17 protein-coding genes are annotated in these 26282 nt (G+C 39.2%); 13 read left to right on the plus strand and 4 right to left on the minus strand.

Annotated features, from left to right (window positions below):
• Positions 1–78: 78 nt before the first annotated feature.
• Positions 79–567: a DUF523 domain-containing protein gene (locus ACT6XC_RS03810; protein ID WP_443740851.1), complete on the minus strand. Its 489-nt coding sequence runs from the start codon at positions 565–567 to the stop codon at positions 79–81.
• A 205-nt stretch (positions 568–772) separates the two neighbouring features.
• On the opposite strand from ACT6XC_RS03810, the gene ACT6XC_RS03815 reads away from it, so the two are divergent.
• From ACT6XC_RS03815 to fabG, 5 genes are all read left to right on the plus strand, one after another.
• On the plus strand, positions 773–2329 hold the full coding sequence (locus tag ACT6XC_RS03815; protein WP_443740852.1) for an extracellular solute-binding protein: 1557 nt from the start codon (positions 773–775) through the stop codon (positions 2327–2329).
• A gap of 399 nt (positions 2330–2728) precedes the next feature.
• Positions 2729–5260, plus strand: a complete 2532-nt coding sequence (locus ACT6XC_RS03820) for an ABC transporter substrate binding protein (protein WP_443740853.1) — start codon at positions 2729–2731, stop codon at positions 5258–5260.
• 3 nt (positions 5261–5263) lie between these two features.
• Entirely contained in the window at positions 5264–6043 is a 780-nt protein-coding gene (locus ACT6XC_RS03825; RefSeq protein WP_443740854.1) for a methyltransferase domain-containing protein, read from the plus strand.
• 190 nt (positions 6044–6233) lie between these two features.
• On the plus strand, positions 6234–7187 hold the full coding sequence (locus ACT6XC_RS03830; RefSeq protein WP_443740855.1) for an ACP S-malonyltransferase: 954 nt from the start codon (positions 6234–6236) through the stop codon (positions 7185–7187).
• A 17-nt stretch (positions 7188–7204) separates the two neighbouring features.
• Positions 7205–7948: a 3-oxoacyl-[acyl-carrier-protein] reductase gene (gene fabG / locus ACT6XC_RS03835; protein ID WP_443740856.1), complete on the plus strand. Its 744-nt coding sequence runs from the start codon at positions 7205–7207 to the stop codon at positions 7946–7948.
• Between the two features lie 72 nt (positions 7949–8020).
• Here fabG and ACT6XC_RS03840 read toward each other — a convergent pair whose 3' ends face one another.
• A complete protein-coding gene (locus ACT6XC_RS03840; RefSeq protein WP_443740857.1) occupies positions 8021–8866 on the minus strand; it encodes a polysaccharide lyase family 7 protein in 846 nt (281 codons plus the stop codon).
• 205 nt (positions 8867–9071) lie between these two features.
• Here ACT6XC_RS03840 and fabF point away from each other — a divergent pair, with 205 nt between their 5' ends.
• From fabF to ACT6XC_RS03870, 6 genes are all read left to right on the plus strand, one after another.
• Entirely contained in the window at positions 9072–10316 is a 1245-nt protein-coding gene (gene fabF / locus ACT6XC_RS03845) for a beta-ketoacyl-ACP synthase II (RefSeq protein WP_443740858.1), read from the plus strand.
• 212 nt (positions 10317–10528) lie between these two features.
• A complete protein-coding gene (gene fabZ / locus ACT6XC_RS03850; RefSeq protein WP_078930743.1) occupies positions 10529–10957 on the plus strand; it encodes a 3-hydroxyacyl-ACP dehydratase FabZ in 429 nt (142 codons plus the stop codon).
• A gap of 502 nt (positions 10958–11459) precedes the next feature.
• Positions 11460–11783: a hypothetical protein gene (locus ACT6XC_RS03855; RefSeq protein WP_443737795.1), complete on the plus strand. Its 324-nt coding sequence runs from the start codon at positions 11460–11462 to the stop codon at positions 11781–11783.
• Positions 11784–11990: 207 nt separating this feature from the next.
• Positions 11991–18866 (plus strand): hypothetical protein, encoded by a 6876-nt coding sequence (locus ACT6XC_RS03860; RefSeq protein ID WP_443740859.1) that lies wholly within the window; start codon positions 11991–11993, stop codon positions 18864–18866.
• Between the two features lie 206 nt (positions 18867–19072).
• Entirely contained in the window at positions 19073–19459 is a 387-nt protein-coding gene (locus tag ACT6XC_RS03865; RefSeq protein WP_443737793.1) for a hypothetical protein, read from the plus strand.
• Complete coding sequence (locus ACT6XC_RS03870; RefSeq protein ID WP_443737792.1) at positions 19444–20535, plus strand: SAM-dependent methyltransferase; 1092 nt, start codon at positions 19444–19446, stop codon at positions 20533–20535. The genes ACT6XC_RS03865 and ACT6XC_RS03870 overlap by 16 nt, the downstream gene beginning before the upstream one ends.
• Before the next feature lie 49 nt (positions 20536–20584).
• On the opposite strand, the gene metA is transcribed toward ACT6XC_RS03870, so the two are convergent.
• Positions 20585–21499 carry a homoserine O-acetyltransferase MetA gene (metA, locus tag ACT6XC_RS03875; RefSeq protein ID WP_443737791.1) on the minus strand — a complete coding sequence of 305 codons (915 nt, stop codon included), beginning with the start codon at positions 21497–21499 and terminating at the stop codon, positions 20585–20587.
• Between the two features lie 51 nt (positions 21500–21550).
• Here metA and ACT6XC_RS03880 point away from each other — a divergent pair, with 51 nt between their 5' ends.
• Both ACT6XC_RS03880 and ACT6XC_RS03885 read left to right on the plus strand, forming a co-directional pair.
• Positions 21551–22510 (plus strand): alpha/beta hydrolase fold domain-containing protein, encoded by a 960-nt coding sequence (locus ACT6XC_RS03880; RefSeq protein ID WP_443740860.1) that lies wholly within the window; start codon positions 21551–21553, stop codon positions 22508–22510.
• A gap of 2 nt (positions 22511–22512) precedes the next feature.
• Positions 22513–24069 (plus strand): peptidase U32 family protein, encoded by a 1557-nt coding sequence (locus ACT6XC_RS03885; RefSeq protein ID WP_443740861.1) that lies wholly within the window; start codon positions 22513–22515, stop codon positions 24067–24069.
• A 69-nt stretch (positions 24070–24138) separates the two neighbouring features.
• On the opposite strand, the gene ACT6XC_RS03890 is transcribed toward ACT6XC_RS03885, so the two are convergent.
• The gene (locus ACT6XC_RS03890) at positions 24139–25977 is read right to left on the minus strand and encodes a RelA/SpoT family protein (protein WP_443737788.1); all 1839 of its coding nucleotides are present in this window, start codon (positions 25975–25977) and stop codon (positions 24139–24141) included.
• Positions 25978–26282 lie beyond the last annotated feature (305 nt).

The raw sequence follows: 26282 nt of genomic DNA on the forward strand, positions 1-26282 counted from the left end.
AAAAACTGAAAAATCTCAAAAAATCGTGCCTTGAAAATATGTTTGTTTGACAGTTTTAGCTTGACGACTTAAATAATTTTAAAAAGCAAAACTCAGTTGAAGCGGTGCTTTTGCAAGACGGAGAGATTCAAATAGTTCTTCTATTTGGTTTTCTCCAAAAACTTTTATTCCGTTTTTTAGTAAAAGAGCTGTCGTTATTCCGTTTCCGTCGATGATTTTGTGGCTGAACGAGCCGTCATAGATTTTTCCAGAGCCGCACGAAGGACTTCTTTCTTTTAAAAGCGCAAAAGAGCAGCCGAACATTTTTGCTGCTTTTAAAACCTGTTGCGCACCTTTTTTAAATTGAAGAGTTCTGTCGTTGCCTTGCGAGTCGATTACGTTTTCTCCAGAAATTTCGCAGGGAGAGCGTGGACAGGAAAGTCCGCCCATGCATTCTGCACAGACTGGAATTATGTTTGCGATTTTTTTTAGGCGCTCAAAAGTTTCTTCTGGCAAAATTGAGCCGTTGTTTCCGCCGTCGTATTTTACATCAAAACCTAAGAGGCAGGCGCTTACAAGAATGTTCATAAAAAATAATTATGAATTAAGTTTGCTGATTGGACAAGAGAAAAATATAGGTGTAGAGAAGCGATTTTTTAAGAAAGAATAACAAAAGAATATCTCTAAAATCTCGAAATAAAAATTGCCATATGGTATATTTTAAGGTTGCTGTATATTTATTTGAATTGAATATAATTAAGTTTTAGAATAAATGTGTTTGGAGGAATTTTAAATGAAATGTAAAATTTCAGCTGTTTGCGCAGCACTTTTTCTTGCAGTGATTCTTACTTCATGCGGTTCTAAAGGAAAAAATATTGTTCCTGTAGAATTATGGTACGGTGCAACTTTTTCTGAAGCTGGAGAACCGCCAGCAGATTGGGACGTTTTTAACATTATCCGCAGAAAATTGAATATCGAGTTGAAAATTTCTGCTGTGCCTGCAAGTTCTGCAGAAGCGAACAAAAAAATTACAGCTGCCGCAGAGGCTGGACGTCTGCCGGATATTTTTGTTGTGAGCGGAACTGTTTTGCCAACATTGATGAAAAAAGAATGTCTTTCTTACGTTGATGACATGTACGAACTTATGCCGACTCGTACTTCTCAGATGTATGATGTAAAAGAGCGCAAGTCTTATGGTTACAAGGGAAAGCACTATGCTTTGAGCCAGCCAGGTTCAGTTGTAAAAAACGAAGGAATTTTGATTAGAAAAGACTGGCTTGATAAACTTGGGCTTGAAATTCCTGTAACTCTCGACGATTACATGAACGTAATGAAGGCTTTTACTTACAATGATCCTGACGGCAACGGAAAAAACGACACTTATGGTTACGGCGCTTATCTCGAAATCAAAAAGAATTCAGAAGGCTTGGGGTCAAAATTTGACCCGATTTTTGGTGCTTTTGGAGTAGAAGGAACTTTTGATTTTAACAAAGATACTGCTGGACTTAATATTTACAAAGACAGTTATTTTGATGCGGTAAATTTTGTGCGCCAGATGGTCAGCGAAAAAGTAATTGATCCGAATTGGGTCGTTTATAAAAAAGATGATTTTAGAAATGCCTGGAAATCAGGACGTTTTGGAATTATGCGTGAACAAAATGCCGCCTTTGCCCTTGAAAATAACTATGCGCCGTTTGACGAAAGATTTCCTAATGGAGAATGGATTGTAATTGAACCTCCGACAGGTCCGTCTGGAGTTAAATCGGTTGGAATTTACACTGATCAGGGACACCGCATCTATGCGATCAGCAAAAATGCCAGAGAAAAAGGTAAAATTGAAGTAATTGCAAGACTGCTTGAATGGATGAGTAGCGATGAAGGTTATTATCGTTTGGGATTTGGCGAAGAAGGTGTAAATTACAGACGTGACGAAAACGGAAAAATTACAACCGAAGGTTTGGCTGACCCTTCAAAAGCGTATACTCAAAAATCATTTGCACGTTATCTTCAGCTTAGAAATTTGATTTTTTATAACAGCGAAGTTGAACTTGAAAGTCGCTACCCGACCTGGATAAGTCGCAACGGCAAAAAAATGAGTGCATACGCAGTTTTGAAAGATATGCAGAATCAGGACTGGACTCCAGCTCTTGGTTCAGAAGGTTTGCCAGCTCCGTCTGCTGAGGTAAAAAAATATTACGAACAGGGCGTTATGGACTTTGTTACAGGAAAACGCGTCCTTATTAGGGAAAACTGGCAGCAGTGGCTCAACGGTTTTACACGCATTGGTGGAATCGACTGGGAACGCAAGTGTAAAAATTACGTTGAAAGCAACAACCTGCTTACCGAATAGTTTTTCTCTTTTCGCTTGCCTTTAGTCTATCCAGCGGAGTGTTTTTTTTTTGACAGCGCCGGCTCTCATGCCGGCGTTTTTCGTTTAAAAAAGTTTCGATAATTTCTGTAATTGCCCATAAAGCGATAAATCCTAAAAATAAAAAAAACATAGCCATAAATGTTCCTCCAGTAAAATTGCAATGCAAACTTTTGAAGATAAAAACAGACGCTATTTTCGGCTGTTTTTATCTTATTTCCTTGTTGATAAAACAATGATAAAGCAGTTAGTGCGACACCGACTGTCCTTGGTAAAAGACTTTTCTTGTACGATAACGATAAATTATCAATCAGGATTTTTAGTTAAGTTTTTTTTATGATAGACTAGTATGGAATATGTTTTTCTAAAGGGAGTGGCGTTATGAATAGAAGAAAATCGATAATTCTTACTTCTGTTTTGACTGGTTTGGCTGTTATTTGTGCGCTGACTGGAATAGCCCTTTTAATTTTTATTTTTCTCAGAGGCGAAATTAATAGGTTTGAGCCATTTGAGTTGGACGAAAACAAATCTTACGATGTTCTTTATATAAGTTCTTATGATCCTCGCTATTTGATTACAAAGAATCAGCTTGAAGGCATTGAATATTCTATGCAAAAAAAAGGCATTATGTACGAAGTAATGTACATGGATATGCTTAATTATAACACTGTTGAAAATTATGAGCTTTTTTATAAGACAGTAAAGCATAAAATTTCTATGCGTCCGACAAATTACAAAGCGGTTATTGTAAGTGATGACGCTGCCTTGACTTTTATTGAGCAGTTCCATGATGAGCTTTTTAAAGATGTTCCAGTTGTGTTTTTTGGGGTAAACGATATTTCTCATGCAAAAAATGCTCAAAAAAATTCCTGGTTTACAGGATTCGGAGAAAAAATTTTTGTTGATGAAACTCTCGAAATAATCATTGAGCAAAATCCAAAGGTTAAAAAAATTTACTGTATTCTTGATGATTCTTTGACAGGACGTGGTGACAGAATGCAGTTTTTGGATGCGATAAAAAAATATCCGAATTTAACCTATGAGTTTATTACGATTTCTCGAAATTCTCCTGAACAGATTGCAGTTCGGTTGTCTGCAATTCAAGCAGATTCGGTTGTTTTGTGTCTTTCTTCTTTGCAGTCGTATGCGCATAGAAATTCTTTTTCTATTTATCAACTTATTGATTTTATCAGTTCATATTCACGGAGAATTCCTGTTTATAGAACAAATGTCGTAGGTATTGGAAATGGTTTTTTAGGCGGAAAAGTCTATGATCATTATGAAGCCGCCTGTCATGCAGTAGAAATTGTTTATGAAATTCTCGAAGGCAAAAAACATGTTTTTGATTTTGAATACGATGAGTTTTCGGCAGGAAAATGTGTTTTTGATTACAAGCTTCTGAAAGAATTCAATATAAATCCTTCAACCTTGCCTTCCGAAACGATTTTTTTTAACAAAGCGGAAAATATTTTAAAAAAACATAAAAATTTATTCATTTCTGTATTTTTTATAATACTTTCTTTGATTTTGATGCTCGTCGTTTTTATTACAAACTATTACAAATCAAAAAAAATCAATGAAATCGTTATGGTGATGAACAAAAAAATGCGCCAGATTAACAGGGAGCTGATTGATTCGAAAACAAAATTGACTTTTGTTGCAAACAATGACGGTTTAACAGAACTTCCAAACAGAAGCCACGGAGAAGCAGAAATAAAAAAACTTATACATACTGGTTTGCCGTTTACGCTTTTTTTGATGGATGTTGATGATTTTAAAAATTACAACGACACTTACACACATGCTTGTGGCGACTTTGTCCTAAAAGAATACGGACGCCGGCTTGCAAAACTTACTGTAAACGGTGAATATTTTGCGGCGCGCTACGGCGGAGATGAATTTTTGCTTGTCTATAAGTGCGGTCATATTGAAAAAAATGGGCGCGAAATTGAACTTTTGCGTCAATTACTCAATGAACCGATGTATTTTAAAGGAACAAAACTTTCAATAACCGTAACTTCGGGGTTTGCAGACTCGTCCATTGATGTTTCGTACGATGAACTTCTTACAAATGCGGATATTGCAATGTACGAGGCAAAAAAAATTGGAGTTGGAACCTGTCTTGGCTTTTTGTCAGAAATGAAAGAATCTGTTTTGAGGCGCAATTCGATTATTGATATTCTAAAAGACGAATGTGAACGTGGTGGTTTTGAAATTCGCTATCAGCCAGAAATTTCCACAAAAACAGGAGATGTCTGTGCTTTTGAAGCTCTTGTCCGCTTGAGGGATTATTCTGTTGGACCAGATGTTTTTATTCCTGTGGCAGAAAGCAGCGGTTTTATTGCTCAAATTGGAAGAATTGTTACTGAAAAAGTTTTGTGTCAGATGGATGCTTGGCGTTCTGAAGGAATGAAACTTAGAAAAGTTGCAATAAACTATTCAAATGGACAACTTATTGATGACAGTTATGTTCCGTATTTGAAAAAGCTTATGGAAAAATACAGGATTCCGTCAGATTTAATCGAAATTGAAATTACAGAAAGTCTTTTTATGGGCAAAAAAGGACGTGTAACTCAACTTTTTGACGAGCTTGCAAAAATTGGTGTTGGACTTGCACTCGATGATTTTGGAACGGGTTATTCTTCTCTCAGTTATTTGACTTTTGTACCGGCTGACAAGGTAAAAATTGACAAATCTCTCGTTGACAATTATCTGGTGGACGGAAAAGAAGATTTTATTCAGAATATTGTGCAACTTGTGCATGGTTTGGGAATGAAACTGACTGTTGAAGGCGTTGAGCACAAATGGCAGTACGACAAACTCTGTTCTATGCAGTGCGATTTTATTCAGGGATATTTGTTCAGTAAGCCGATTAGTGCGGATGACGTTCCTGGCTTTTCAGTTGCGGTTTGATTTATGACTTTACTTGAAACTTATTACAATAAATTTAACGAAGAACATCGTCTTACAACGCGGCATGGAATTGTAGAATATACAGTTACTAAAAAATATATTTCTGAGTGTATAGGCGAACGAAAAAATCTGAAAATTCTTGATGTTGGAGCGGGAACCGGACGCTATTCTGTGGCTTTGGCTCAGGAAGGCCATTCTGTTACGGCGGTTGAACTTGTTGAACGAAATCGCAAGGTAATTGAGGCAAAGCATCAGGCTGGAGTTCATATCTGGCCAGGAAATGCCCTGGATTTGAATTTTTTGGATGCGGATTTTTTTGACATAACTTTGATTTTTGGACCGATGTATCATTTGCACACGGAAGAAGAAAGAATTAAGGTTTTTGAACAGGCTAAGCGGGTAACAAAAAAAGACGGGTTTATTCTTGTTGCCTATGTTATGAACGATTACAGCATTATCGAGTACTGTTTTAAGAAAAACAAAATAAAAGAATGTTTGAAAAACGGAAGCGTGACAGAGGATTTTAAAACTGTAAGCAGCGAAAAAGAGCTTTACAGTTATCTGCGACTTGATGATATAAATAAATTGAATAAAAAATCTGGTCTTGAACGCATAAAAATTATTGCGGCAGACGGTCCTTCTGATTATATGCGCCGGGAATTAAATGCAATGGACGAAGAAACATTTGAGCTTTTTGTAAAATATCAACTGGCAAATGCAGAGAGGATTGAATTGCTTGGTGCTTCTAGCCATACTGTCGATGTCCTAAAAAATACAAAATAATGCAAAAATTGCGTTAGCGATGATAGCCCCAGCGTCAGCTGTCCCGAAGGGACGGAGCGAATGCGAAGGGGCGGTCGTAGCGACGGCGAAGCCGTAACGCCCTTGCATATTCCTGAAGAATTTTATAAACTGTGCAAAATGACATTTTGTTGATTTTTGTCAAACTCAATTTTTTATCAAGGAGAAAACTATGGCAAAGAAATATGCATTTTTGTTTCCTGGACAGGGTGCTCAGGCACAAGGAATGATTAAGGATATTTGTGAAGCATATCCGGAAGCACAAAAGGTTGTTGACGAAGCTTCTAAAATTTCTGGAAAAGATGTTGCAAAACTTTTATGGGATACTCCTCAGGAAGAACTCAACCGCTCGGATAACAGCCAGCTTGCAATTACTACTGCAAGTATTGCGATAATGGCCGCTCTTAAAACAAAGGGAATTGAACCTTCTGCTGCAATGGGATTTTCGCTCGGAGAATTTCCAGCCCTTTATGCTGCTGGAATTTTATCTTTCGAAGATGTTATCAAAATCGTATGCCAACGCGGTTCGATTATGCAGACTGTTTGCGAACAGATTGCTGAGGAAAATGCTGGAAATGCGCCTGGAATGAGCGCTGTTCTTGGTTTGCCGCCAGAAAAGGTTGAAGAAATCGCAGCTGGAATCGATGGTGCTTATGCTGCAAACTTGAATTCTGTAAAACAGACTGTAGTTGCAGGAACTGCCGACGGTCTTGCTAAGGTAGAAGAAGCGGCGAAGGCTTGCGGGGCACGTCGTGTTGTACGCCTTGCTGTTGCTGGTCCTTTCCACTCGCCGCTTATGCAGAGAGCTGCTGATAATTTTAAGGTGGCGCTTGAACCTTTTACTTTTACAGACCCAAAAATTACGCTCTTTTCTAATGTGACAGGAAAAAAAGTTACAGAAGGCGCGCCTGCAAAGGCAAGTGCAGTTGATCATCTTACAAATCCAGTTCGCTGGACTGACGAAGAAAAAGTTCTTGCTGATTTGATTAAGGAAGATGGAAGTGAGTGGGCTGTTCTTGAAGTTGGTCCTGGAAAAGTTTTGTCTGGTCTTTGGGGACAGACTGAATTTGGTGCAGCTTTGCCTGCTGTTGCTGTAAACACTGCTGAAGTTTTGGCATCGCTTTAATGAATTTGGGAGGAAGTATGTTGCTTCAGAATAAAAAGGCTCTTGTGACTGGTTCCAGCCGTGGAATTGGCCGTGGAATTGTTGAATCTTTTATTAAAAACGGTTGTGAAGTTTGGGGACTTTGTTCTAAAGAAAGTGCTGGAAAAGCAGAAATCGAAGCTCTTGCAAAAGAAAACGGTGTGGCTTTTCACGAAATTTATGCTGATGTAGGCAATGCTGAACAGGTGACAGAAGTTGTGAAATCTGCTCTTGCAGAAGCTGGTGGTTTTGATGTTCTTGTAAACAATGCTGGAATTACGCGCGATGGTCTTTCGTTCAGAATGAAAAAAACTGATTGGGACGATGTTTTGAGAATCAACCTTACTGCTGCTTTTTTAATCTGTCAGATTGTTTCTAACGATATGATCAGAAAACGTTCTGGTTCAATTATCAATATGTCTTCGATTGTCGGTGTTCACGGAAATGGCGGTCAGGTTAACTACGCTGCTTCTAAAGGCGGTCTTATTGCTTATTCTAAATCGTTGGCTGCAGAAGTTGGTGGTCGCGGTGTTCGCGTAAACTGCATTGCTCCTGGTTTTATCGAAACAGATATGACCAATGTTCTTAAAGAGGAATTGAAACAGGCAATGATTGAAAAAATTCCTCTCAAACGTCCTGGAACTCCGGAAGATGTTGCAAATACCGCTCTTTACCTTGCGAGCGACTTGAGTTCTTATGTGACAGCACAAGTTATTGGTGTTGACGGTGGAATGGGTGCGTAAAATTTTACGCTGACAAAAAAACTCGTTTTTGCCGTATATTTCTTGCTTTCGCGCCTTTATGGCGCGTTTTTTTTATTCTATTATTAAGTTTTTCAGGAATATTTCTGTAAAAATTTGCGGGGAATCTTTGTTCTGATAGTATATTCCCGCTTTAAAATAATTTCGTTCGTCGGAGCAGACTTTTGCTGTAAAACTGACGCTTCCCTTTTTTTCTCCGTCGCGGAAGATTGTGAGTTTTTTGTCTTCTGTTTGGATTTTGATTGTAGTTTCTTGTGAAGGAATCCACTTTCCAAGCTCAATTTTTATCGGATCGCCGTTTATTTTGTCAACTTTATCTGCTTCGTAATAATTTCGGATCTTTGCAACAATTTTTCCTTGTTCTACTTCGATTCGGCAGAGAGGACGGTCTGTTGGCTTTCCGTTTGTGTTTGGGAGTTTGCTTGCTAAAAACTGGCCGACCGTAAATTTTGCTTCTGAGACGTTGGAGCAGTTTCCGAAAAAAGTGTAGGTGAAAGAATGGGTGCCTTGAAGTGCCCATCTTGATATTTGTGCGAGTTCTACGCGGACAGAAGAGCCATTTTGAGATTTGCCCTGATCGGAGGCGTTGAGGGAAATTCTTATCCATTCAGTATTGTTTGTGTCCGTGTATTTTGAAAAATACTTGTTTTTGAAATTTGAATTTTTGTCAAGATATGAAGTTATCATGCCGTCGTCTTTAGTTCCTGACGGATACTGGAGTTTAAAATCGATATTTCCAGAACTGTCGCCTGGAATGAGAGGGACAGGACTTTGTCTTTTTTCGAGTTCGTCTGGTGTTGCGTAAGACAGGGAGAAAGGTGAGTATTCGACGTTGCTTGAAGCACAGCCTGCAAGAACTGTGGCTAATGCGATTGTTTTAAAAAATAATTTAGCGTTCATTTTTTTTATTATATAGCTTTTATTTTGAATTGTTTACTTAGCTGATAGTTCTGCAATGAAAAAAAAAACACTTGCTTAAAATGACAAAAACTGCTATTTTGTCATAGTAAATAAAAAGAAAGTTAGAATCAGCTTGAATTTTTTGCTGGTTTATTATTTTAAACAGTTTTGCGTGGCAAACTGGATTTTTCTATAGGAGAAAAAGATGAGAAAAGTTGTTGTTACAGGACTTGGTTGTGTAAGTCCAGTCGGAAATTCTGCAGACGAAACTTGGGCTGCCCTCAAGGCAGGAAAAAGCGGTGTTGCTCCAATCGCCGGATACGATGCAACTCCTTTTAAAGTAAAATACGACGCTGAAGTAAAAGATTTTAAAGCTAGCGATTATATGGATGCAAAAGAAGCTCGCAAGATGGCACGCTTTACACAGTTTGCTGTTGCCGCAAGTAAAATGGCTCTTGAAGATGCAAAACTTACTGGAAACGAAGCGGTGCTCGACAAAGCTGGTGTTTATCTTGGTGTTGGAATCGGTGGTTTTGAAGTTACAGAAGCTGGGTTCAAATCATATTTTAGCTCAAACTTTACACGCACTCCACCAATGACAATTCCTGAACTTATTCCAAATGAAGCTGCAGGAAACGTTTGTATCGTAAACAATATTCACGGACCAGCTCACACTGTTTGTACAGCCTGTGCTTCTGGAACAGATGCAATTGGCTATGCTCTTGACCAGATTCGTGCTGGACGCGTTGATGTTGCTCTTGCTGGCGGTGCAGAGTCTGCAATCAACGGATTTACAAACTTGAGTTTTGGCGTTTTGCAGGCACTTTCTTCAAAATGGGCAGACAATCCTTCAAAAGCAAGCCGTCCGTTCGACAAAGACCGCGATGGATTTATCATGGGTGAAGGTTCTACAATCCTTATTTTGGAAGAATATGAACATGCAAAAGCACGTGGTGCTAAAATTTATGCAGAAGTTGCAGGATACGGAGCAACAACAGACGGTTACCATCTTACAGCTCCAAATCCGAACGGAATCGAAGGCGCGCGCGCAATGACTCTCGCTCTCGAAGATGCTCATGTTAAACCAGAAGATGTTGTTTACTACAACGCTCACGGAACTTCAACACACTTGAACGATTCTGGCGAAACAAAAATGCTCAAAAACGCATTTGGCGACGCTGCATACAAATTGCACATTTCTTCGACAAAATCAATGACAGGACACTGTCTTGGAAACGCTGGTTCTCTCGAAGCTTTTGTCTGCGTAAAAGCAATCGAAGACAACTTTATTCCACCAACAATCAACCTTGACAATCCAGACGTAGAAGGCGGATGCGACCTTGACTACACACCAAACAAAGGGCTTGCAATCGACGTTCCTGTTGCAATGAGCGGAAACTTCGGTTTTGGCGGACACAACGGAATTTTGGTTTTCAAGAGAGTAAAATAATTAAAAAACTCTAAAAACGCTTATTGCGAAAATTTTGGGGTTGTTTTTTACAAAAGAGGGCGTGCCGGCTTGCGCCGTCGCGCTTTTCGCGGTTCCGCTGACGCTCCATTGGACGCAGCGAGCTGCTTACCAACGGCAGAGCCGCCGCTACAATCGCTCACGCGAGCAAAATGCCTGCAAAATGCAGGCTCTTTTTTTAATGGGAGAAAACAATGGCATTTACAGATATTGAATCACTTTTACCGCACAGAAAACCTTTTTTGTTTGTGGATACAATCGAAAGTTATGACGAAAACGGCTGTGTATGTACACGCAAATTTACAGAAGAAGATTTTTTCTTTAAAGGACACTTTCCTGAATATCCTGTAGTTCCTGGAGTAATTCTTGTAGAAACAATGGCACAGGGCGGAGGAGCAGCATTGAGCCTTCAGAAAAAATTTGACGAAGGAAGCTTGTTCTTTCTTGCAACAGTAAACAACGTAAAATTTAAACATCAGGTGCGCCCGGGCGATACCGTAAGAATGGAAGTAGTAAACAAGCGATGTACCAAAAACATGGTAGTACAGGAAGGAAAAGCCTACGTAGGCGAAACCCTCTGTGCCCAAGCCGAGTGGATGTGTCTCGTAGGAAAAGGCAACTAATAAAACGAGCGCAAAATAGCGCTTAAAAGAGGCGAGTGGGCACGATTGTGCGACAGCACAAGGTGTAAACGCTACTGCTCGTGCGAGCCAGCTTGCTGGCTCATGTGTCTCGTAGGAAAAGGCAACTAATAAAACGAGCGCAAAATAGCGCTTAAAAGAGGCGAGTGGGCACGATTGTGCGACAGCACAAGGTGTAAACGCTACTGCTCGTGCGAGCCAGCTTGCTGGCTCATGTGTCTCGTAGGAAAAGGCAACTAATAAAACGGGCACAAAATAGCGCTTAAAAGAGGCGAGTGGGCACGATTGTGCGTTAGCACAAGGTATAAACGCTACTGCTCGTGCGAGAGCTGCTTGCGTTAGCGGCGGGAAGGGCGCGCTTTGCGCGTTGCGTAAGCAATGGAGGCGGAAAGCCGGAACCCTGGACAGAGCGGCCTGCGAATGCAGGTAACGCCCAAAGTTTGCATTTTAATGAAAAAAAATTATTTCGTGATATAATTTAGTTATGTTTGATGCAGGATATATCTGTAAAAAAATTTATAAAGCTGTTTATCTCGTCAGACTGATGGGAGATTCTCAAGACCCTGTGGCATATATTCATATCAAGGCTGGCCGGGAAGCTTTTGTCGAAGCGAATGAACTTTATGAGCAGTTTGCGAAGATAAAATGGAATACCCCGCTTTCGACTGCTGATTTGGAAATCTCGCTTGATGAAAGTCTTGCGGAAAATGTCTTAAAAATTGAATTTGTTGAAGATTTTTTTGATGATGAAACAGGGCAAACAAACAAATATCCTGTTCACGAAGAAGATTCGGTTATTGTTTTTTAATTGCCGTAATTTTGAAGTATTAGAACCCTGTTTTTTTTGAGTATTGAGCGCAAGAAAAGCAGGGTTATTTTTTGAAGAAAGTGATTTTCTAAACTGGTTTGTTTTTTATGCCGATTTTCTAAAAGGAATAGTTTAAATTTTTGGTTTTTCTGAAATTTTGTGGTTTGCGGATTTTGGAAAATTGCTTTTTTGAACTGGGTTTGAAAAATGAATAATGTTTTTTTTAAGAAAGATTTTTATTTACGGTTTGTTGACGGAAAAAATTGCGTTTTTGGTGGAATTAAAAATTTTTTGAGTGGTATTGTGCTTTTGTTTGCTGCAACTTTTTTTTGTGTGGCAACGGATTATAAGTGGAAAGGTTTTTCGAGCGGAAATTGGGGCGATGTCGGAAACTGGAATATTATTGACGAAAACGGAAACGAAAGCGCGGCAAGTGTTTGTCCAAAAGCTGGGGATTCTGCAAAATTTGACACAAACGTTACGATTACTGATTCTGTAAGTGCTGGAAAAATTGTGGCAGAAACAGGTCTTGTTTTTAATTCTGATTTAAACGCTACGGAAATTGAAATTAAAGGCGGAGATTTATCTGTTGGCGGAGATTTTTCTTGGAGCGGAAATGTTAGTGTTTCTGGAAAAGTCGAAGTTTCTGGAAACGGCAAGGCAACGGCTGCGAATTTAACTTCTGGCGGAAATATTCACTTCGAAAAAATATACGAAGGAACAAATCCGTCTAATATCGAGTGTGGTGGTGAATTTCTGATTTCTGGAAGTGGTATTGCGGACGGCGGAGATTCTTTTCTTTTGCGTGGAAATATCTCGGCTAAAAGCATAACTATTGAAGGAAACAAAAAAACAAGTTTTTTGGGCGGTTGTTCCAGTATAAAAACTACAGAAACTCAAACTTATGGCGGAAGTGTGCTTGTAAATGCAGATGTTAAGATTGAGTGTTCGACTGTTACTTTTGAAAGAAATCTTGTAAGCCACAGTAAGGATTCAAAAAAAGACGTTTCGATAACTGGCAACTGCGTTTTTAAAGGGATTGTTGGTTCTAAAGTAAGTGCTCCGAATAACGAAAAAATAAAAAATTTGTCAGTAAGCGGTTCTGTTACCGCTTATCGCGATTTTTATACAAGCGGAACTTTAACTTTTGACAAAACTGTGGTTTTGTCTGCGGACGATATTGTTTTTTTGTCAGAAAAAAAAGTCTCGTTTAAAGGCGGCATAAAAGGAAAAGCGTCTGGAAACGGTACTGTTTATTTTGGTGGAACTACAGTAACGGCTTGCGATATTGAAATTGGCGGTTCCGTAACAGATGTGTACAATTTGGTTTTTAACGGAAATGCGGTTTTAAACTCAAGTGTTTCTGCGGCAAACGATATTGTTTTTAACGGAAATGCGGTTTTAAATTCAAGTATTTCTGCAAAAAACGATATTCATTTTAATGGCAGCGAAGACAGCGTAAAAATCGGATGGTGGACAGCTCTTTATTCTGATTCCGGCAGCATTTATTTTGGAAGCGAAAGTTCTCCAGTTAAGGTCAATCTTTTTAATACTTCTGGAATCATCAGCGTTAATACAAAAAATAGCGAAAAAGTATTTTTTTACGGTGGATTGAATGGTGAACTTTCTGTAAGCGGAAATGCAGAAATTTACGGAGACAATGTTTTTTCTGGAGACGTAAAGCTTGAAAATTGTGGAATTATTGAGTTTTTCGGAAACAATACTTTTAGTAAAAAGTTCTTTGTTAAGGCGGAAATTCTTGCATCAACTGTAAAATTTAAAAATGGTTCGTATCAATCATTTTCTTCTATGGAGTTGAAAGGTTTTAGCACTGTAAATACTGTTACTCTTTCTGTCTTGGATTCTTCTATTGAAAAGAAGTGGTATGCGGTTTTTTCGGAAAATCCAGATTCAAAAAAATTTAATTATTCAATAATAGATAAGTCGGTTTCTGTAGTTTCTGTCGGCTCATCGAAAGAAAAACTTCTTGGATTGATTCCTTCCGACGAAACTGTCAAGGATTCTAATCCGCACAGTCCGACTTCGGAAAACTGGTTTTCGTACAAATATTTTTGGCTTGGAAAAACTGATTCAAAGTGGTCAACTTCTACAAACTGGGCTTACGACGAAGATGGAAATTTTCCTGCCTATGTATGTCCTTCGTTCGATGACGAAAAAAGCGAAATTGTCGTTGCAAAGGGAAATTCAAATCCTAGTGCACCTTATATTTTGACGCTCGAAGACGACATTAAAGACATTAAATTAAAAAGTCTTACTGTAAATAAAGACGCGGCATTTGATTTGAAAAAATCTAATGTAAGTTGCGCAGAAAATTTTACAAATAACGGAACTTTGAAGTTAATGGGCGAAGGTCAGACAATTTCGGCAAAAATGGTCAACGGTTCTGACAGCACGGTTGAATATTATGGAAATTTTTCGGATTTTGTTTGGGATGGAAACGGCACTGATTATTTTGAATACGAAAATCTAAAAATTACAGGTAGCGGTAAAAATTCACAGAAAATCAGGGTTTTAAAAGAGGTCTTTGTTGAAACGAGCGGAGATTTGACTTTTGAAGCGGAGAATATTTTTTCTGGCGCAGTGAATATAAAAAACTGCGGAGATTTAAGTTTTTTGGGTCAGAATGTTTTTAACGGAACTGTCGCTTTGCTTAAAGCCGGAAATGTCGTGATAAACGGCGATTCTGACGGTTTTAGTCTCGCTGGCGGCGCAGAGTGTAAAACTTTGAACGCGAAATGTCCTGTAAAATTGAATGGAGACGTGACGACGACGGAAACAAAAACTTTTGAAGGAATTGATTGCGGTCAGTTTTATGAAAAATCAGTTTTTGTAGCTTCCGATGCCGTTTTGACGGACAAAAAACAGAGTAATTCTAAAAAAGCAGTTTATGTAAAAGGCGGTTTGAGTTCTCAAAATAAAAACTTAAAAATAGACGCCAACGCATTTTGCGAAAGTTCCATAGACGGATTTTTTAAACTTGAAATAACAAAAACTCTCGAAGCGGAGGGAAATGTCGGCTACCTAAAACCGCTCGGAACAATCAGTGTTTTAGAAGAGGCAATTTTTTCGAGTGCAGAGCCTGTTCAAAAAGTTATTTCGTATGGAGAACAAAAATATTCTGGAAAAGTTACGGCTCGGACGTGGCTTGAAATTAACGCTGGAGCTGATGGCACAAATGTTTCTAGAGTTTCATTTTCTGGTTTTGATATTGCCGGTTCGCTTTCTGTGGTTGCGGATTCTGCGGAACTTTTTTGTGCTGATTATATTTCTTCTGGTAAGCAGGTTTTTAACTGTTCTGGCGGAGTTAAAATTCTTTCGGAAAATTCTGGAATTTCTGGAATCTGGCAGAGCGAAAACGGTAGAATTGAATTAAATGAAACAGCTTTGATTTTAGATTTTTCGGACGGCTCGTTGGAAAATTCTTTTGAATTAAAATCAGAACTCGAAGCTAAAGACGTTTTCTTTTATTCCGGCAAATTAAGTGTTGCAAGCAGAAAAACTCTCAAAACTGGCAATTTTGTCGCCTGGGGAAAGAATTATTCTAAAAATGACTCTCGTTTTTCGGCGGAAGAAAATTCGCGGTTTGCATATTTTTGGGACGATACAGATTCATCAATTTTAAAATATAAAGAAAGCGGAAATGGGGCGGAACTTTCTGTAAATGGCGCAATTTTTGAAGTTTCAAAAAATTTTTACGCAAATGGACTAGATATAGAAGGTCTTGAATTAAAAATTCCAGACAATTCTGCATCAAATCCGCAGTTTAATTCAAGTGCCTCTGTCACAAAAAATCAATGGGGAATTCCTTACGCTGTTGCATTCAATTCAAAAATAACAAAAACAACGGTCGAAGGCGGATGGCTTGCCGCAGGAGAGGATTCTCAAAATTGCGAAGACGGTTTGCAGAATTCAAATGTTCAGTTTTCCGTGCCAAAAATAAAAAAAGCGTATTCGGTTTACGATGATGTGATTTTTGTTGAATTTGACTTGCCTCTTGAAAACTCAAACGGCGAAATTGCAGAAAATATTGTTGGGCTCAAATATTCTAACAATTCAGAAAATTTTGAAGGTGTTTATTCTGATTCGGACTGTACAAAAAAATTGACGGCTGCGGACGGCGATGTGAGCAGTTTTTATTTAAAAGGTCAAAATTCCTGGAATACGGATGCGACTGGAACCTTGCCCTGCAATTCGGCTTTAAAATCTCTGGTTGATTCGACAGACAGAAAAGGCGTTCATAAAAATTTAACGACGGATTTGAGCTTTTTGGAAGGAATTTTTACTTCTGCTGACGGACACACTATGTGCGAAAATTACGGAGACGGAAATAAAAATGGTTCTTTGCCAGAGCGGTATACTCAGACGGAAGACCGGGCAAGCCCTGTTTTGATTGCGGTTTACACTGGACAGGAACTGCACACGAATGGAAAAGCCTCTGAACAAAAGTCTTACGATTCGCACAATTTTATTGAATTTAGATACTCGGAAGCAGTGAACATTGCTTTTGACGACGGCACAATTTTACAGAGCGAAGACGGAGATTCTAATATCCGCGCAACAAAAAAATTTGGCAAAACTACAGGAAGTGGAACTCAAGACGAAAATGGCAACGGACTTATCGTCAATGGTTTTGCTTCAATTGAAAACGGAAAATTGCTCGCTTTTTCAAAAGATGACTCAGATTCGCCTCATGCCCTTTATCGACTTTTTAGCACAAAAGCCGGAGAAGAAGACAGCATTCAGACACATCGCATTCGTCTGAGCATAGCTGGCTGGACAAACGGAACTGTGAGTTTTAGCGACAGCCTGAATCCTTCTTTTAACGGCGAATATCTTTATTGGCCGGGTTGCATTCAAAAAGCAGAAACACCAACTGGAATTGTGTATTCTCTCGAAAATTCCGCAATAAGTGATCTTTCTGGCAACATAATTGATTCAAATGGTACGGAAACAAACCACAAGTTGCAGGTTTTGACGGTAAATAACTATTCGTCAGATGGAGAAAAAGACGTTTCTAAAACTGACTCGCTTTACGGCGAATGGGATATTCTTTGTCCCGTTGTTGCTCCTGTAATAAAGTCCGAAGCTTCATGGAATAGCTGGGCTTTTGGAGAAGAATCTGATTCGTACGAAATTTTGGGAACTTCAAGTACGCTTTCAGACACGACATTAAAATTTATTGAACTGCATTTTTTCGATAATGACAAAACTCAAGCTCAAAAATGGAATTCGTGGTGGCGGACAAGAAAAGGCTGGAACGAAGACGGAAAATTGCCGGACAATCGTGGCGGCGCGCGTCCAGACGACAGTTTTTCAAATTCAAAAACTTTTGGAGGAATAAGACTCTGCTCTCTTAAAAATGCAAATTCAAATTTCTCTTACAAAATAAAAAAATCTGACGATTCTGAAACAGAACTCGAAACAGGAGAATTTTCGTTTGAAAGTGGAACCGACATTTCTCCTGTCGTTTACGGAAATATTTTTAAAGAACAGTATACAAAAACTCAGACCGACGGACTTTACATTCGCCTTCCATTGAGCGATAAAACCCTCGCTCTCCGGACAACTTTCGAAGTTTATTACTCTCCTCAAGACAGTTACATAACGGATCTTGCTGGAAACCTTCTTTCAAGTTCATACACGCAAAAAACAAAATTCACATCTCTCAATGTAACTCCGCCTTCGATTATCATGACTCTTGCCCCGATTGGCGAAAATAAAATTTATGCGATTTTTTCAAAGCAGCTGGTTTTTGGAAGCGAAAACAAATCTTTCAAAAATTTGAGCGAAGCGGACTTGAACGAAGCCTTGTCGCAGATTGCAGAAAGTTTTATTTTGGTAAAAAAAGGTTCTTCCGCAGGAACTTTGGCCGAAGAAAACGCAATTACAAAAGCAGAATATGTTTCTTCTTCGGACGAATACACAGCGCTTTTGTTCTTCCTCGAAAAAGCAATAAATCTTTCAGACGTAGAAAACCTTTGGCTCAGAAATGTTGGCTATAATTCGCAAAAAGTTGAAGATGGAGTTGGACTTACTGTCGCAGACACAAAAATCCGCGACTTTTTAGGAAACTACATGATCGAAAATTCAGGACACGCTCTGAGCGACTTTGCAGTAAACGCACTGGACGTTCTTTATGCCTATGCAAATCCAAAAGACGATGACGGCTGGAACGAAAAAGGCATTTATGGCCAAAACTCAGCTCCCGTTTCCAGCGACTACGCAGTTCACGATTTTTCGGTGGAACAAGGAAACAACGGCGTGCTTCTCGAACAGAGAGACCTTACTCTCCAAATAAAAATAAACGGCGAAATGGAATCTGACAGAAAATTTTTACTCGTGCCTTCAAAAAAATCAGCCCTTTCGTCAGAGATGATAAGCGATAAAGTAAATCTTTTGCTCGGAACCGACTGGAGGGTTTGGCTTCCAACTTCGCTAAAGGCAGTTGCAACTCATCCGAATCCTTCTGTTATGAGCGAAATTTTTCCAGAAAGTGCGGACGGTGGCAACGGAATTTTGTGGAATTACACTCTCAAAAACGAAGATTACGGTTTTAAAAGTGGAGATGAGGTTCAGTTTTTGTTCAAAATTACAGACACGGACGGAAACGACATTTTGCTCGACAACGATGCAGACGATTTTATAGGCGGTTCGGCAAATCCTTCTCATCCTGTTCCTCTTTATGCACTAAAAATGCCACTTGAAAAAATAAATGCCGGCGATTTTTCTTTTGTCGATTTGTGGTCGTTCAAGATAAAAAGCGTAAAGCAACAGCGCGGTGGAGTTACAATACTCAACAACGTAATAAACGTAAATGCGCGGGAGCAGGCTGTTCTGGAAGTAAATGTGCCGGACGAAGGAAATCTCAACGTTTTTGTCATGACTGTCGACGGAAACATTGTAAAACGCCTTAATCACGGACGCGTAAACTCTGGAACTCATTATTACCGCTGGAACGGAACAAACAACGCCTCAAAACCAGTAGCGCGCGGACTTTATTTTGTGCGCATTGTTGGTCCTGGAATCGACGAAACCCGAAAAATTTTGTGCGTAAAAGAATAAAAAATTTGGACGGCATTGAACTGTCAACCCAGTCTTTCGCAGTTTCGCTTTCGCTCCATTAAAAAAGCGAATTATTTTCATAATCCGCTTTTTTAACGCTTTGCGCTGCTACAACCCGGCGTAAGTTTTTTCGTAAAAAGAACATTTTTGGTTTATAAAAAACATTCCTTGACCTTAATTTTTTTATTGTTCATAATCTTACGAACATGGATTTAAATTTTCGAAAAGACATTCGCTTTAATGATTTTGGGCGTGCCGAATGTACGGAGATTTCTCCTGTTGCAGGTGCTCTCGAAGACATCAGTTTGAGTGGCTGTAAAGTTCATTATGACGCGCCTGTTTCAATCAATATGGAAAATGATTACGAAATTCATTTTCGTCTTTCTCGCGCTGGTAAAGATGCCTTGGTTTTAATGTGCCATCCTCAGTGGTTTAATAAAAAGGACGACGGCTCTTCGGAAGCGGGATTTCTTTTTCTTCATTCTTTGGATTCTGAAGCGTTGCAATCTTATATTTTGCAGCGCCAAAAAGAAGAAATGGTTGAAAAACTCGATGGAGTAATGCTTCAAGGTGACACATGCCAGTTTGTATAACAAAATTAGAAGGAACTGCTTTTCTTGCTTTTCCTGAATGTAAAAATCTCCTTACTTCTGAACTTTCCAGACGTTTTAAGTATGGAAAAATTCTTTCTGCCGCAACAATTTCAGGTTCAGCTTTTGCCAGCCAAAAATGCCAGTGGTTTGGCGATTTGCTTTATTGTCCTGATTTTTGCGTCAATTCCAGGCCAGAAACTAAATCTGCAAAAAACGGAGATTTGCCGTATTGGGCGAGCGTTACCCTGACAGAGCCGTTTTTGCTTCGTTTTGAATCAATTGGAGAAGCAGCACGTGCTCTAAAAGAAATTCAGCGGAATTGGGCGCCTTATCAGTATCAATTTTTTAGACGCGGAACTTTAATTCAGGAAAAACTGCCTTACATCAATTTAAAGGACAAGAATTTTTTTAAGGTTAATGAAGAAACTGGCGAAAAACATTTTTCTCTCGAAATCCCAAAATCGCCGATGGGACTTTACACTTTAATTGACGAAAAAACGATTTTTGCGGGAGCTATAACTTCGAGTTCAATTCCTGCCGGACTTATAAATTTTGTAGAAGACCACGAAAATCCTCCAAGCCGTGCATATCTTAAAATTCAGGAAAGCCTGACACTGGCCCATCATTTTTTTGGAGTTGAACTTCCTGGAAAAAACTCAAAATGTTTTGAAGCTGGTGCCTGTCCTGGCGGCTGGACTTGGGTTTTGCGCGCTCTTGGAGCGGACGTTTTTGCTGTTGATCGGACCGAACTTGTTCCTTCCCTTATGGAAGATTCTCACGTAAAATTTTTGGCACATGATGCGTTTACCTTAAAACCAGAAGAAGTTTGCGCAGAACTTGACTGTCAAAAACTTGATTGGGTTTTTAGCGATGTAATCTGCTATCCAGAGCGCCTTTTAGAATGGATAAATCTTTGGCTGGAGAGTGGCCGCACAAAAAATATGATTTGCACGATAAAAATGCAGGGCGAAATCGACTGGGAACTCGTAAAAAAGTTTGCCGATATTCCGAATAGCCGTGTTGTTCACCTTCATTACAATAAACACGAATTAACCTGGATGCATGTAGAAAAATAGCGGTCAGATTGCTTTGTTGTTGTTTTTTTACGACAAAGTGTCGAGAATGCTAAATTTTTTCGAGGTCGTATGGCGTGTCTTGGTAAACGTAATAGTTTAGCCAGTTGCTGAAAAACAAATGAGCCGTGCTTCTCCAAATGTTGTATGGTTTTTGTTCAGGATTGTTTTCTGGAAAATAGTTTAAGGGAATTTCTATTGGAAGCCCTTTTTTTCTATCGCGCCAGTATTCTTTTGAAAGGGTTTCAGTGTCGTATTCAAGATGTCCCATCATAAAAATCGAGCGGTTGTCTGAACTTTTGCACAGAGTAATTTCGTTTTCTTGATTTTCTGCCAAAACGGTCAAATCTTTTACTTTTAAGATTGAATTTCTGCTGACTGTTGTATGGCGACTTGTCGGAACTGGAAAGATATCGTCAAATCCGCGCAGAAGAGGGTCATTTTCTGTAACTTTGTGGTTTGGAATTATGCCAAATGCTTTTTTTTCGAGTTGAACTTTTTTTATGCCGTAATTGTGATAAAGTCCTGCCTGTGCTCCCCAGCAGATGTAAAGTGTGCTAAAAACGTTCTTTTTTGCATAATCCATGATGTCGCAAAGTTCATTCCAGTAATCGACATCTTCGAACGGCATCTGTTCGACAGGAGCGCCAGTAATTATAAGACCGTCGTATTTGTTTTTTAAAATGTCGCTCGATGGAATATAGAATTTTTCAAGATGCTCCAAACTTACATGAGTTGCAGCATGATTTTCCATTCTGACAAGCGAAATGTCTATTTGAAGAGGGGTGTTTCCCAAAAGCCTCAGCAGTTGTGTTTCTGTTGTTTCTTTTGTTGGCATTAAATTGACAATTGCTATTTTTAGAGGACGAATATCCTGTGTGGCGGCTCGATTTTCCGTCATTACAAAGATATTTTCGTTTTCTAGCACTGTGCGTGCTGGCAAGTTGCTTTGAATTTTTATTGGCATAGTCGTAACTGTAGCAAAATTTTTAATATTATGCTATTGTGCTATTCTATTATGAATCTTTCCGGAAATCGCAAAGCCGCATTAAAAAAACTGAAAAACTTATTTTTCTCGTTAAAATCCGATGTAAAATCGTTTAGGACAAAATTTGATTCAGTTTTTACAAATTCGATCTTGCCTAACAACGTCGAATGTTCAGAACGTTCTTATGCTGGAGTTAATTGCGACCTTTTTTTGCCGGAAATTTACATTACAAAACGGATAATTCTTTATATTCACGGTGGATGCTTTGTCGGTGGTTCAAAACAGGCTTACCGTAATTTTGCTGCTTCTCTTGCCGCTGCTGCAAGCGCTCGTGCCGTTGTTCCAGAATTTCGGCTTGCTCCGACCCACGCTTATCCTGCTTCTCTCGAAGATGTTCAAAATGTTTTTAGGACTATTTACACTGAAGAGCTTGTTGCAAATTCACTTGAATACGATAATTCAAAAAATCCCGATGCTTCAAAATCAGAAATAATTATAATGGCTGACGGTTCTGGTGCTTCGATTGCGCTTGGTCTTGTTTTGAGCCTTTCTGAAAAACTCCGTTCTTCGATTGCAAAAATCGTGCTTTTTAGTCCTTGGCTTGATCTTGGGGCTGATTCTAAAAAATTTACAGAAAAAAAAGTTTGCGATGAGCTTTATACCGCAGAATCAATGTTCCGTGCCGCAGAAATGTATACTTTTCAAAATAACCGGAACATTCCTTTTGTTTCTCCGCTTCGCGCTACAAAAGAGCAGCTTCGTTCTTTTCCTCCTGTTTATATTCAAATGGGAGAAAATGAGTTTTTGCTTGATGATGCTGAACGAATGGAAAGAATTCTTCTTGAAGCTGGCGGAAAATGCACTTTGGATGTCTGGAAAAATATGCCGGCAATGTTTCAGCTTGCGGATGAATATTTTGAAGAATCGCATCTTGCCGTTGAAAAAATCGGACGGCTTTTTACAGTACAAAAAATTAAGGAAGGTTTATAACGATGGAATTGGTTTGCCCTGCTGGAAATATCGAAAAATTGTCTTATGCGTATAATTACGGAGCAGACACAGCTTACATTGGACTTAAAAAATTTTCATTGCGCGTAAAAGCCGACAATTTTTACGAAGACGAATATAAACGCGTAATTGAATTAAAAAAACGCTTTCCTGGAAAAAGACTCTTTTGTGCATTGAATATTGCTTTTCACAATCAGGACATAAAGGCTTTTTTGGACAATCTTGACTATTTTAAGCAGTATCCGATTGATGCATTTATAGTGCAGGATTTGGGAATGGTCGACATTTTGCAAAAGAATTTTCCAAATGCTCATCTTCACCTTTCAACTCAAGCCAGCTGCATGAATAAAGAAGCCGTAAAAATGTACAATAAAATCGGCTTTAAAAGAGTTGTTCTCGGACGCGAAACAAGTTTGAATGAAATTCGTGAAATTAAAGACGCAAATCCTGATGTTGAGCTTGAATGTTTTGCTCATGGCGCAATGTGTATTGCGTATTCTGGACGTTGTCTTATGAGCGCCTACCTTACAGGTCGTAGTGCACAGTCTGGTTTTTGTTCTCAGTCCTGTCGCTGGGATTTTGATGTTGGCATTAAAAATCCTGAATTCCACCTTTCTGACGGAAAAACTGTAAATCTTCTCGAAACTGTTCCTTCCCTTTCTTGCGCAGATGGAAGTCAGTCAAAATTAACTCAGGCTCAGGCAAAAGCTCTTGCTCAGAGCGGAAACCTTGTTCTTCAGGAACATAAACGTCCAGGAGAATATTTTCCTGTTTTTGAAGGCGACGACTTTACGGCAATTCTTTCTTCAAAAGACTTGTGCATGATTGAACATCTTGCTGATATGAAAAAGGCTGGAGTCGATGCAATCAAGGTTGAAGGACGAATGAAGTCGATTTATTACGTTTCGATGGTTACACGTGCTTACCGAAAAGCACTCGATGCCCTCGAAGGAAAAATTTCTGCCGAAGAAGCGGCTCCTTTTATTTCAAGTTTAAAAGAAGTTCCTCACCGCGAAAGTACAACTGGTTTTTATTACAGCCGTGCCCATGCTGACGAAACTACAGTTGGAGCAAGCGACAGTCCTTACGATATGGCTGGTTCTGTTATTGAAGAAATCACCGGAAGCGACCTGGAAAAAGTCTTTAAAAATGGCGAAGAACTAGAAAAAGCACGCCAGAAAGAACTTGAAGAAATGGATCCGCGTATGCGCTCCGCTGTAGAAAAGGATCTTGAAGAGCATCCGGAAAAAGTTGTTCACTCTGTTAAAAAAATTGACGGATACAGGCTTTATCTTTACGAATCGCTCAACAAAACGGACAAAGGGACTGATCTGGAACTTGTAAGCCCGGATATTCTGTCAGAAAAACTTTGCGGAAATGACTACATTTTTGTAAATCCAAAAAACGGCACAATCCTCGACTGGGTAAATCCAGATCACGACTGTGCAATTTATACAAAAGCAGAAATTTTTGCTGGAACAATAATCCGCACAAAAAATCCGGATTTTGTTGAAGGTCAGGTTCGTTATACAGGACGCTAAAATTTTGTAAAAAACAAAACCCTGCCAAAGCATTGTTAAAAACTCGAGGCAGGGTATTTTTTTGCAGATTTATACTTTTTTTTGAGGCAGTTCCCTTACGGCCCACGAAACATCGACCATTCTATGCTCGATATTTTCGATTCGCTGGAAGGTAAGACAGTCTGCCCTGTGAACCATGATTCCGTTGCGGGTGCTTGAGTATCCTACAATTACATCTCCCGGTTTTGGTCGGCAGCAGCCTGCAAGTTTATAGAATACATTTTTCATTCCTTCGACTTTTACTTCGCCAGTGTAACGCTCATCAACCTTTTTTTCTGCAAGTTCCAGATTTACGGAACGTTTTCGCTTTTTTTCTTCCTGGATTGAGCGTGCTCTTCCATTGTTTGCAGCTAAATCTGCTGCCCTCTGAGCTTCTGCTGCCTTGTCCACAAAAGTAGGATCGTTTGCAACAAGCCAGCTATGGATTCTGGAGCGGGCTTTTGACGTGTGCACAGATTTTAACTGGCTTTCTGTCGGATGAGCCTGCGGATTTGTAATAATTTCGATAATCTGTGTGTTCTTGAGTGGCTGTGTGAGAGGAATGATTTTTCCATCTGCCTTTGCTCCTACGATTTTTTCGCCAACTTTTGAATGCACGCGGTATGCAAAGTCAATTGCGTTGCTTCCAGCAGGAAGATGAATGACGTCGCCTTTTGGAGTGAATACGAAAATTTCGTCAGAAAGAAGTTCTCCTTTTAATTCAGCAAAAAAACTTTCGTCCGAGAGTTTTTCGTTTTTGAGTGTCTGCAATTGATTGAAAATTCCGAGATTGCTTACATCAACTTTGTCGTGATTTGTTCCTTTTTTGTAAAGCCAGTGGCTCGCAACACCGTGCTCTGCCTGTTCGTGCATTTCTTGGGTTCGGATTTGGATTTCGAGAGGTCGACCTTCGCACATGACGGTTGTGTGGAGCGACTGATAGCCGTTTGCCTTTGGCATGGCAATGTAATCTTTAAAACGGCCTTCCATTGGTTTCCACAGTCCGTGGACAATTCCAATCAAAGTGTAACATTCTGCATTTGTCTGGCAGATTACACGCAACGCAAGAAGGTCGTAGAGCTGGGCTGCAGGAACGTTGCGCTTTTGCATTTTTTTGTAGATTGAATAAAAATGCTTTGCCCGGCTCGAAACTGTCACTTTTATTCCAGCTTTTTCCGAAGCCTTGTAGATGGCTTGAACTGCCTTATCGAGGTAAGAGGCTCTTTCTCCCTGTTTTTGATTTACAATCGCCTTAATTTGCTGAAAAACGTCTGGGTTTGAATATTTTAGGCTTAAATCTTCAAGTTCGTTCTTAATAGTTTGCATACCAAGACGATCTGCAAGCGGAGCCCAAATGTCGATTACTTCAGCTGCAACAAGACGCTGTTTTTTTTCTTCGATAGATTTTAGGTGGCGCATTCGGTCAAGACGGTCGGCAAGTTTTACGAGGATTACGCGAACGTCATCAATCATTGCAAAGAGCATTTTTCTGATATTGTCCGCTTGCTGGATTGAGTTTGCATTGATTTTCATGCCAGTGATTCTTGAAGTATCATAAACAATTCTTTCGATAACTGTTCCGAATTTCTCTTCGACTTCGTTTGTGGTTATGTCTGGAATTTCAAAAATTGAATGCAAAAGACCGCAGACAATACATTCTCCGTCCATTTTTGATTCTGCCAGAATTGAAGCAACGCGCATTGGATGCAGATGATATGGTTTTCCGCAGGAACGCGTTAAGGCAGATGTTTTTTCGCAGAGAAAGTTCCAGGCTTGTGTAAACAAGTCTTTTTCCTGCTGAGTATAATTTTCTCCAAATGTGGCAAAAAACTGATTTAACAGAATTTCTTTGTCAAATTCCGTGCTGTTCGTAATGATGTCGAATGCCATAAAACATCTCCCATCAGATTTTTTATGTATCTGAATACAGGCAAATTTGTTTAGATAATATCACAATTTGCAGTCATTATAAAGTTATTACAAATTGTTAAAAAATATTTTTTTAACTGAAAAATTTAATAAAAATAAGTGTTTTCTTATTTTTGATTTTTCATTTTCTAATGAAAAAACTAGAAATAAAAGTTTATAATGGAAGAATAAAAAGAATTTATAGGTAAAAAACGTACAAGGGATTTGTACGTGCAAGCACGCTGCGAGATTTTGCTGGCGAAAAACAAATAGACAAGGGATTGAAG

The sequence above is a fragment of the Treponema berlinense genome, assembly GCF_052273165.1.
In the GTDB taxonomy this organism is placed as follows: Bacteria; Spirochaetota; Spirochaetia; order Treponematales; family Treponemataceae; genus Treponema_D; species Treponema_D berlinense_A.

What these genes read in the sequence shown, in the direction of transcription:
- ACT6XC_RS03810 (WP_443740851.1), bottom strand. Translation starts at nt 567, where the DNA reads ATGAACATTCTTGTAAGCGCCTGCCTCTTAGGTTTTGATGTAAAATAC.
- ACT6XC_RS03815 (WP_443740852.1), top strand. Translation starts at nt 773, where the DNA reads ATGAAATGTAAAATTTCAGCTGTTTGCGCAGCACTTTTTCTTGCAGTG.
- ACT6XC_RS03825 (WP_443740854.1), top strand. Translation starts at nt 5,264, where the DNA reads ATGACTTTACTTGAAACTTATTACAATAAATTTAACGAAGAACATCGT.
- ACT6XC_RS03885 (WP_443740861.1), top strand. Translation starts at nt 22,513, where the DNA reads ATGGAATTGGTTTGCCCTGCTGGAAATATCGAAAAATTGTCTTATGCG.
- ACT6XC_RS03840 (WP_443740857.1), bottom strand. Translation starts at nt 8,866, where the DNA reads ATGAACGCTAAATTATTTTTTAAAACAATCGCATTAGCCACAGTTCTT.
- ACT6XC_RS03830 (WP_443740855.1), top strand. Translation starts at nt 6,234, where the DNA reads ATGGCAAAGAAATATGCATTTTTGTTTCCTGGACAGGGTGCTCAGGCA.
- ACT6XC_RS03865 (WP_443737793.1), top strand. Translation starts at nt 19,073, where the DNA reads ATGGATTTAAATTTTCGAAAAGACATTCGCTTTAATGATTTTGGGCGT.
- ACT6XC_RS03820 (WP_443740853.1), top strand. Translation starts at nt 2,729, where the DNA reads ATGAATAGAAGAAAATCGATAATTCTTACTTCTGTTTTGACTGGTTTG.
- fabF (WP_443740858.1), top strand. Translation starts at nt 9,072, where the DNA reads ATGAGAAAAGTTGTTGTTACAGGACTTGGTTGTGTAAGTCCAGTCGGA.
- ACT6XC_RS03860 (WP_443740859.1), top strand. Translation starts at nt 11,991, where the DNA reads ATGAATAATGTTTTTTTTAAGAAAGATTTTTATTTACGGTTTGTTGAC.
- ACT6XC_RS03890 (WP_443737788.1), bottom strand. Translation starts at nt 25,977, where the DNA reads ATGGCATTCGACATCATTACGAACAGCACGGAATTTGACAAAGAAATT.
- ACT6XC_RS03855 (WP_443737795.1), top strand. Translation starts at nt 11,460, where the DNA reads ATGTTTGATGCAGGATATATCTGTAAAAAAATTTATAAAGCTGTTTAT.
- ACT6XC_RS03870 (WP_443737792.1), top strand. Translation starts at nt 19,444, where the DNA reads ATGCCAGTTTGTATAACAAAATTAGAAGGAACTGCTTTTCTTGCTTTT.
- fabG (WP_443740856.1), top strand. Translation starts at nt 7,205, where the DNA reads ATGTTGCTTCAGAATAAAAAGGCTCTTGTGACTGGTTCCAGCCGTGGA.
- ACT6XC_RS03880 (WP_443740860.1), top strand. Translation starts at nt 21,551, where the DNA reads ATGAATCTTTCCGGAAATCGCAAAGCCGCATTAAAAAAACTGAAAAAC.
- metA (WP_443737791.1), bottom strand. Translation starts at nt 21,499, where the DNA reads ATGCCAATAAAAATTCAAAGCAACTTGCCAGCACGCACAGTGCTAGAA.
- fabZ (WP_078930743.1), top strand. Translation starts at nt 10,529, where the DNA reads ATGGCATTTACAGATATTGAATCACTTTTACCGCACAGAAAACCTTTT.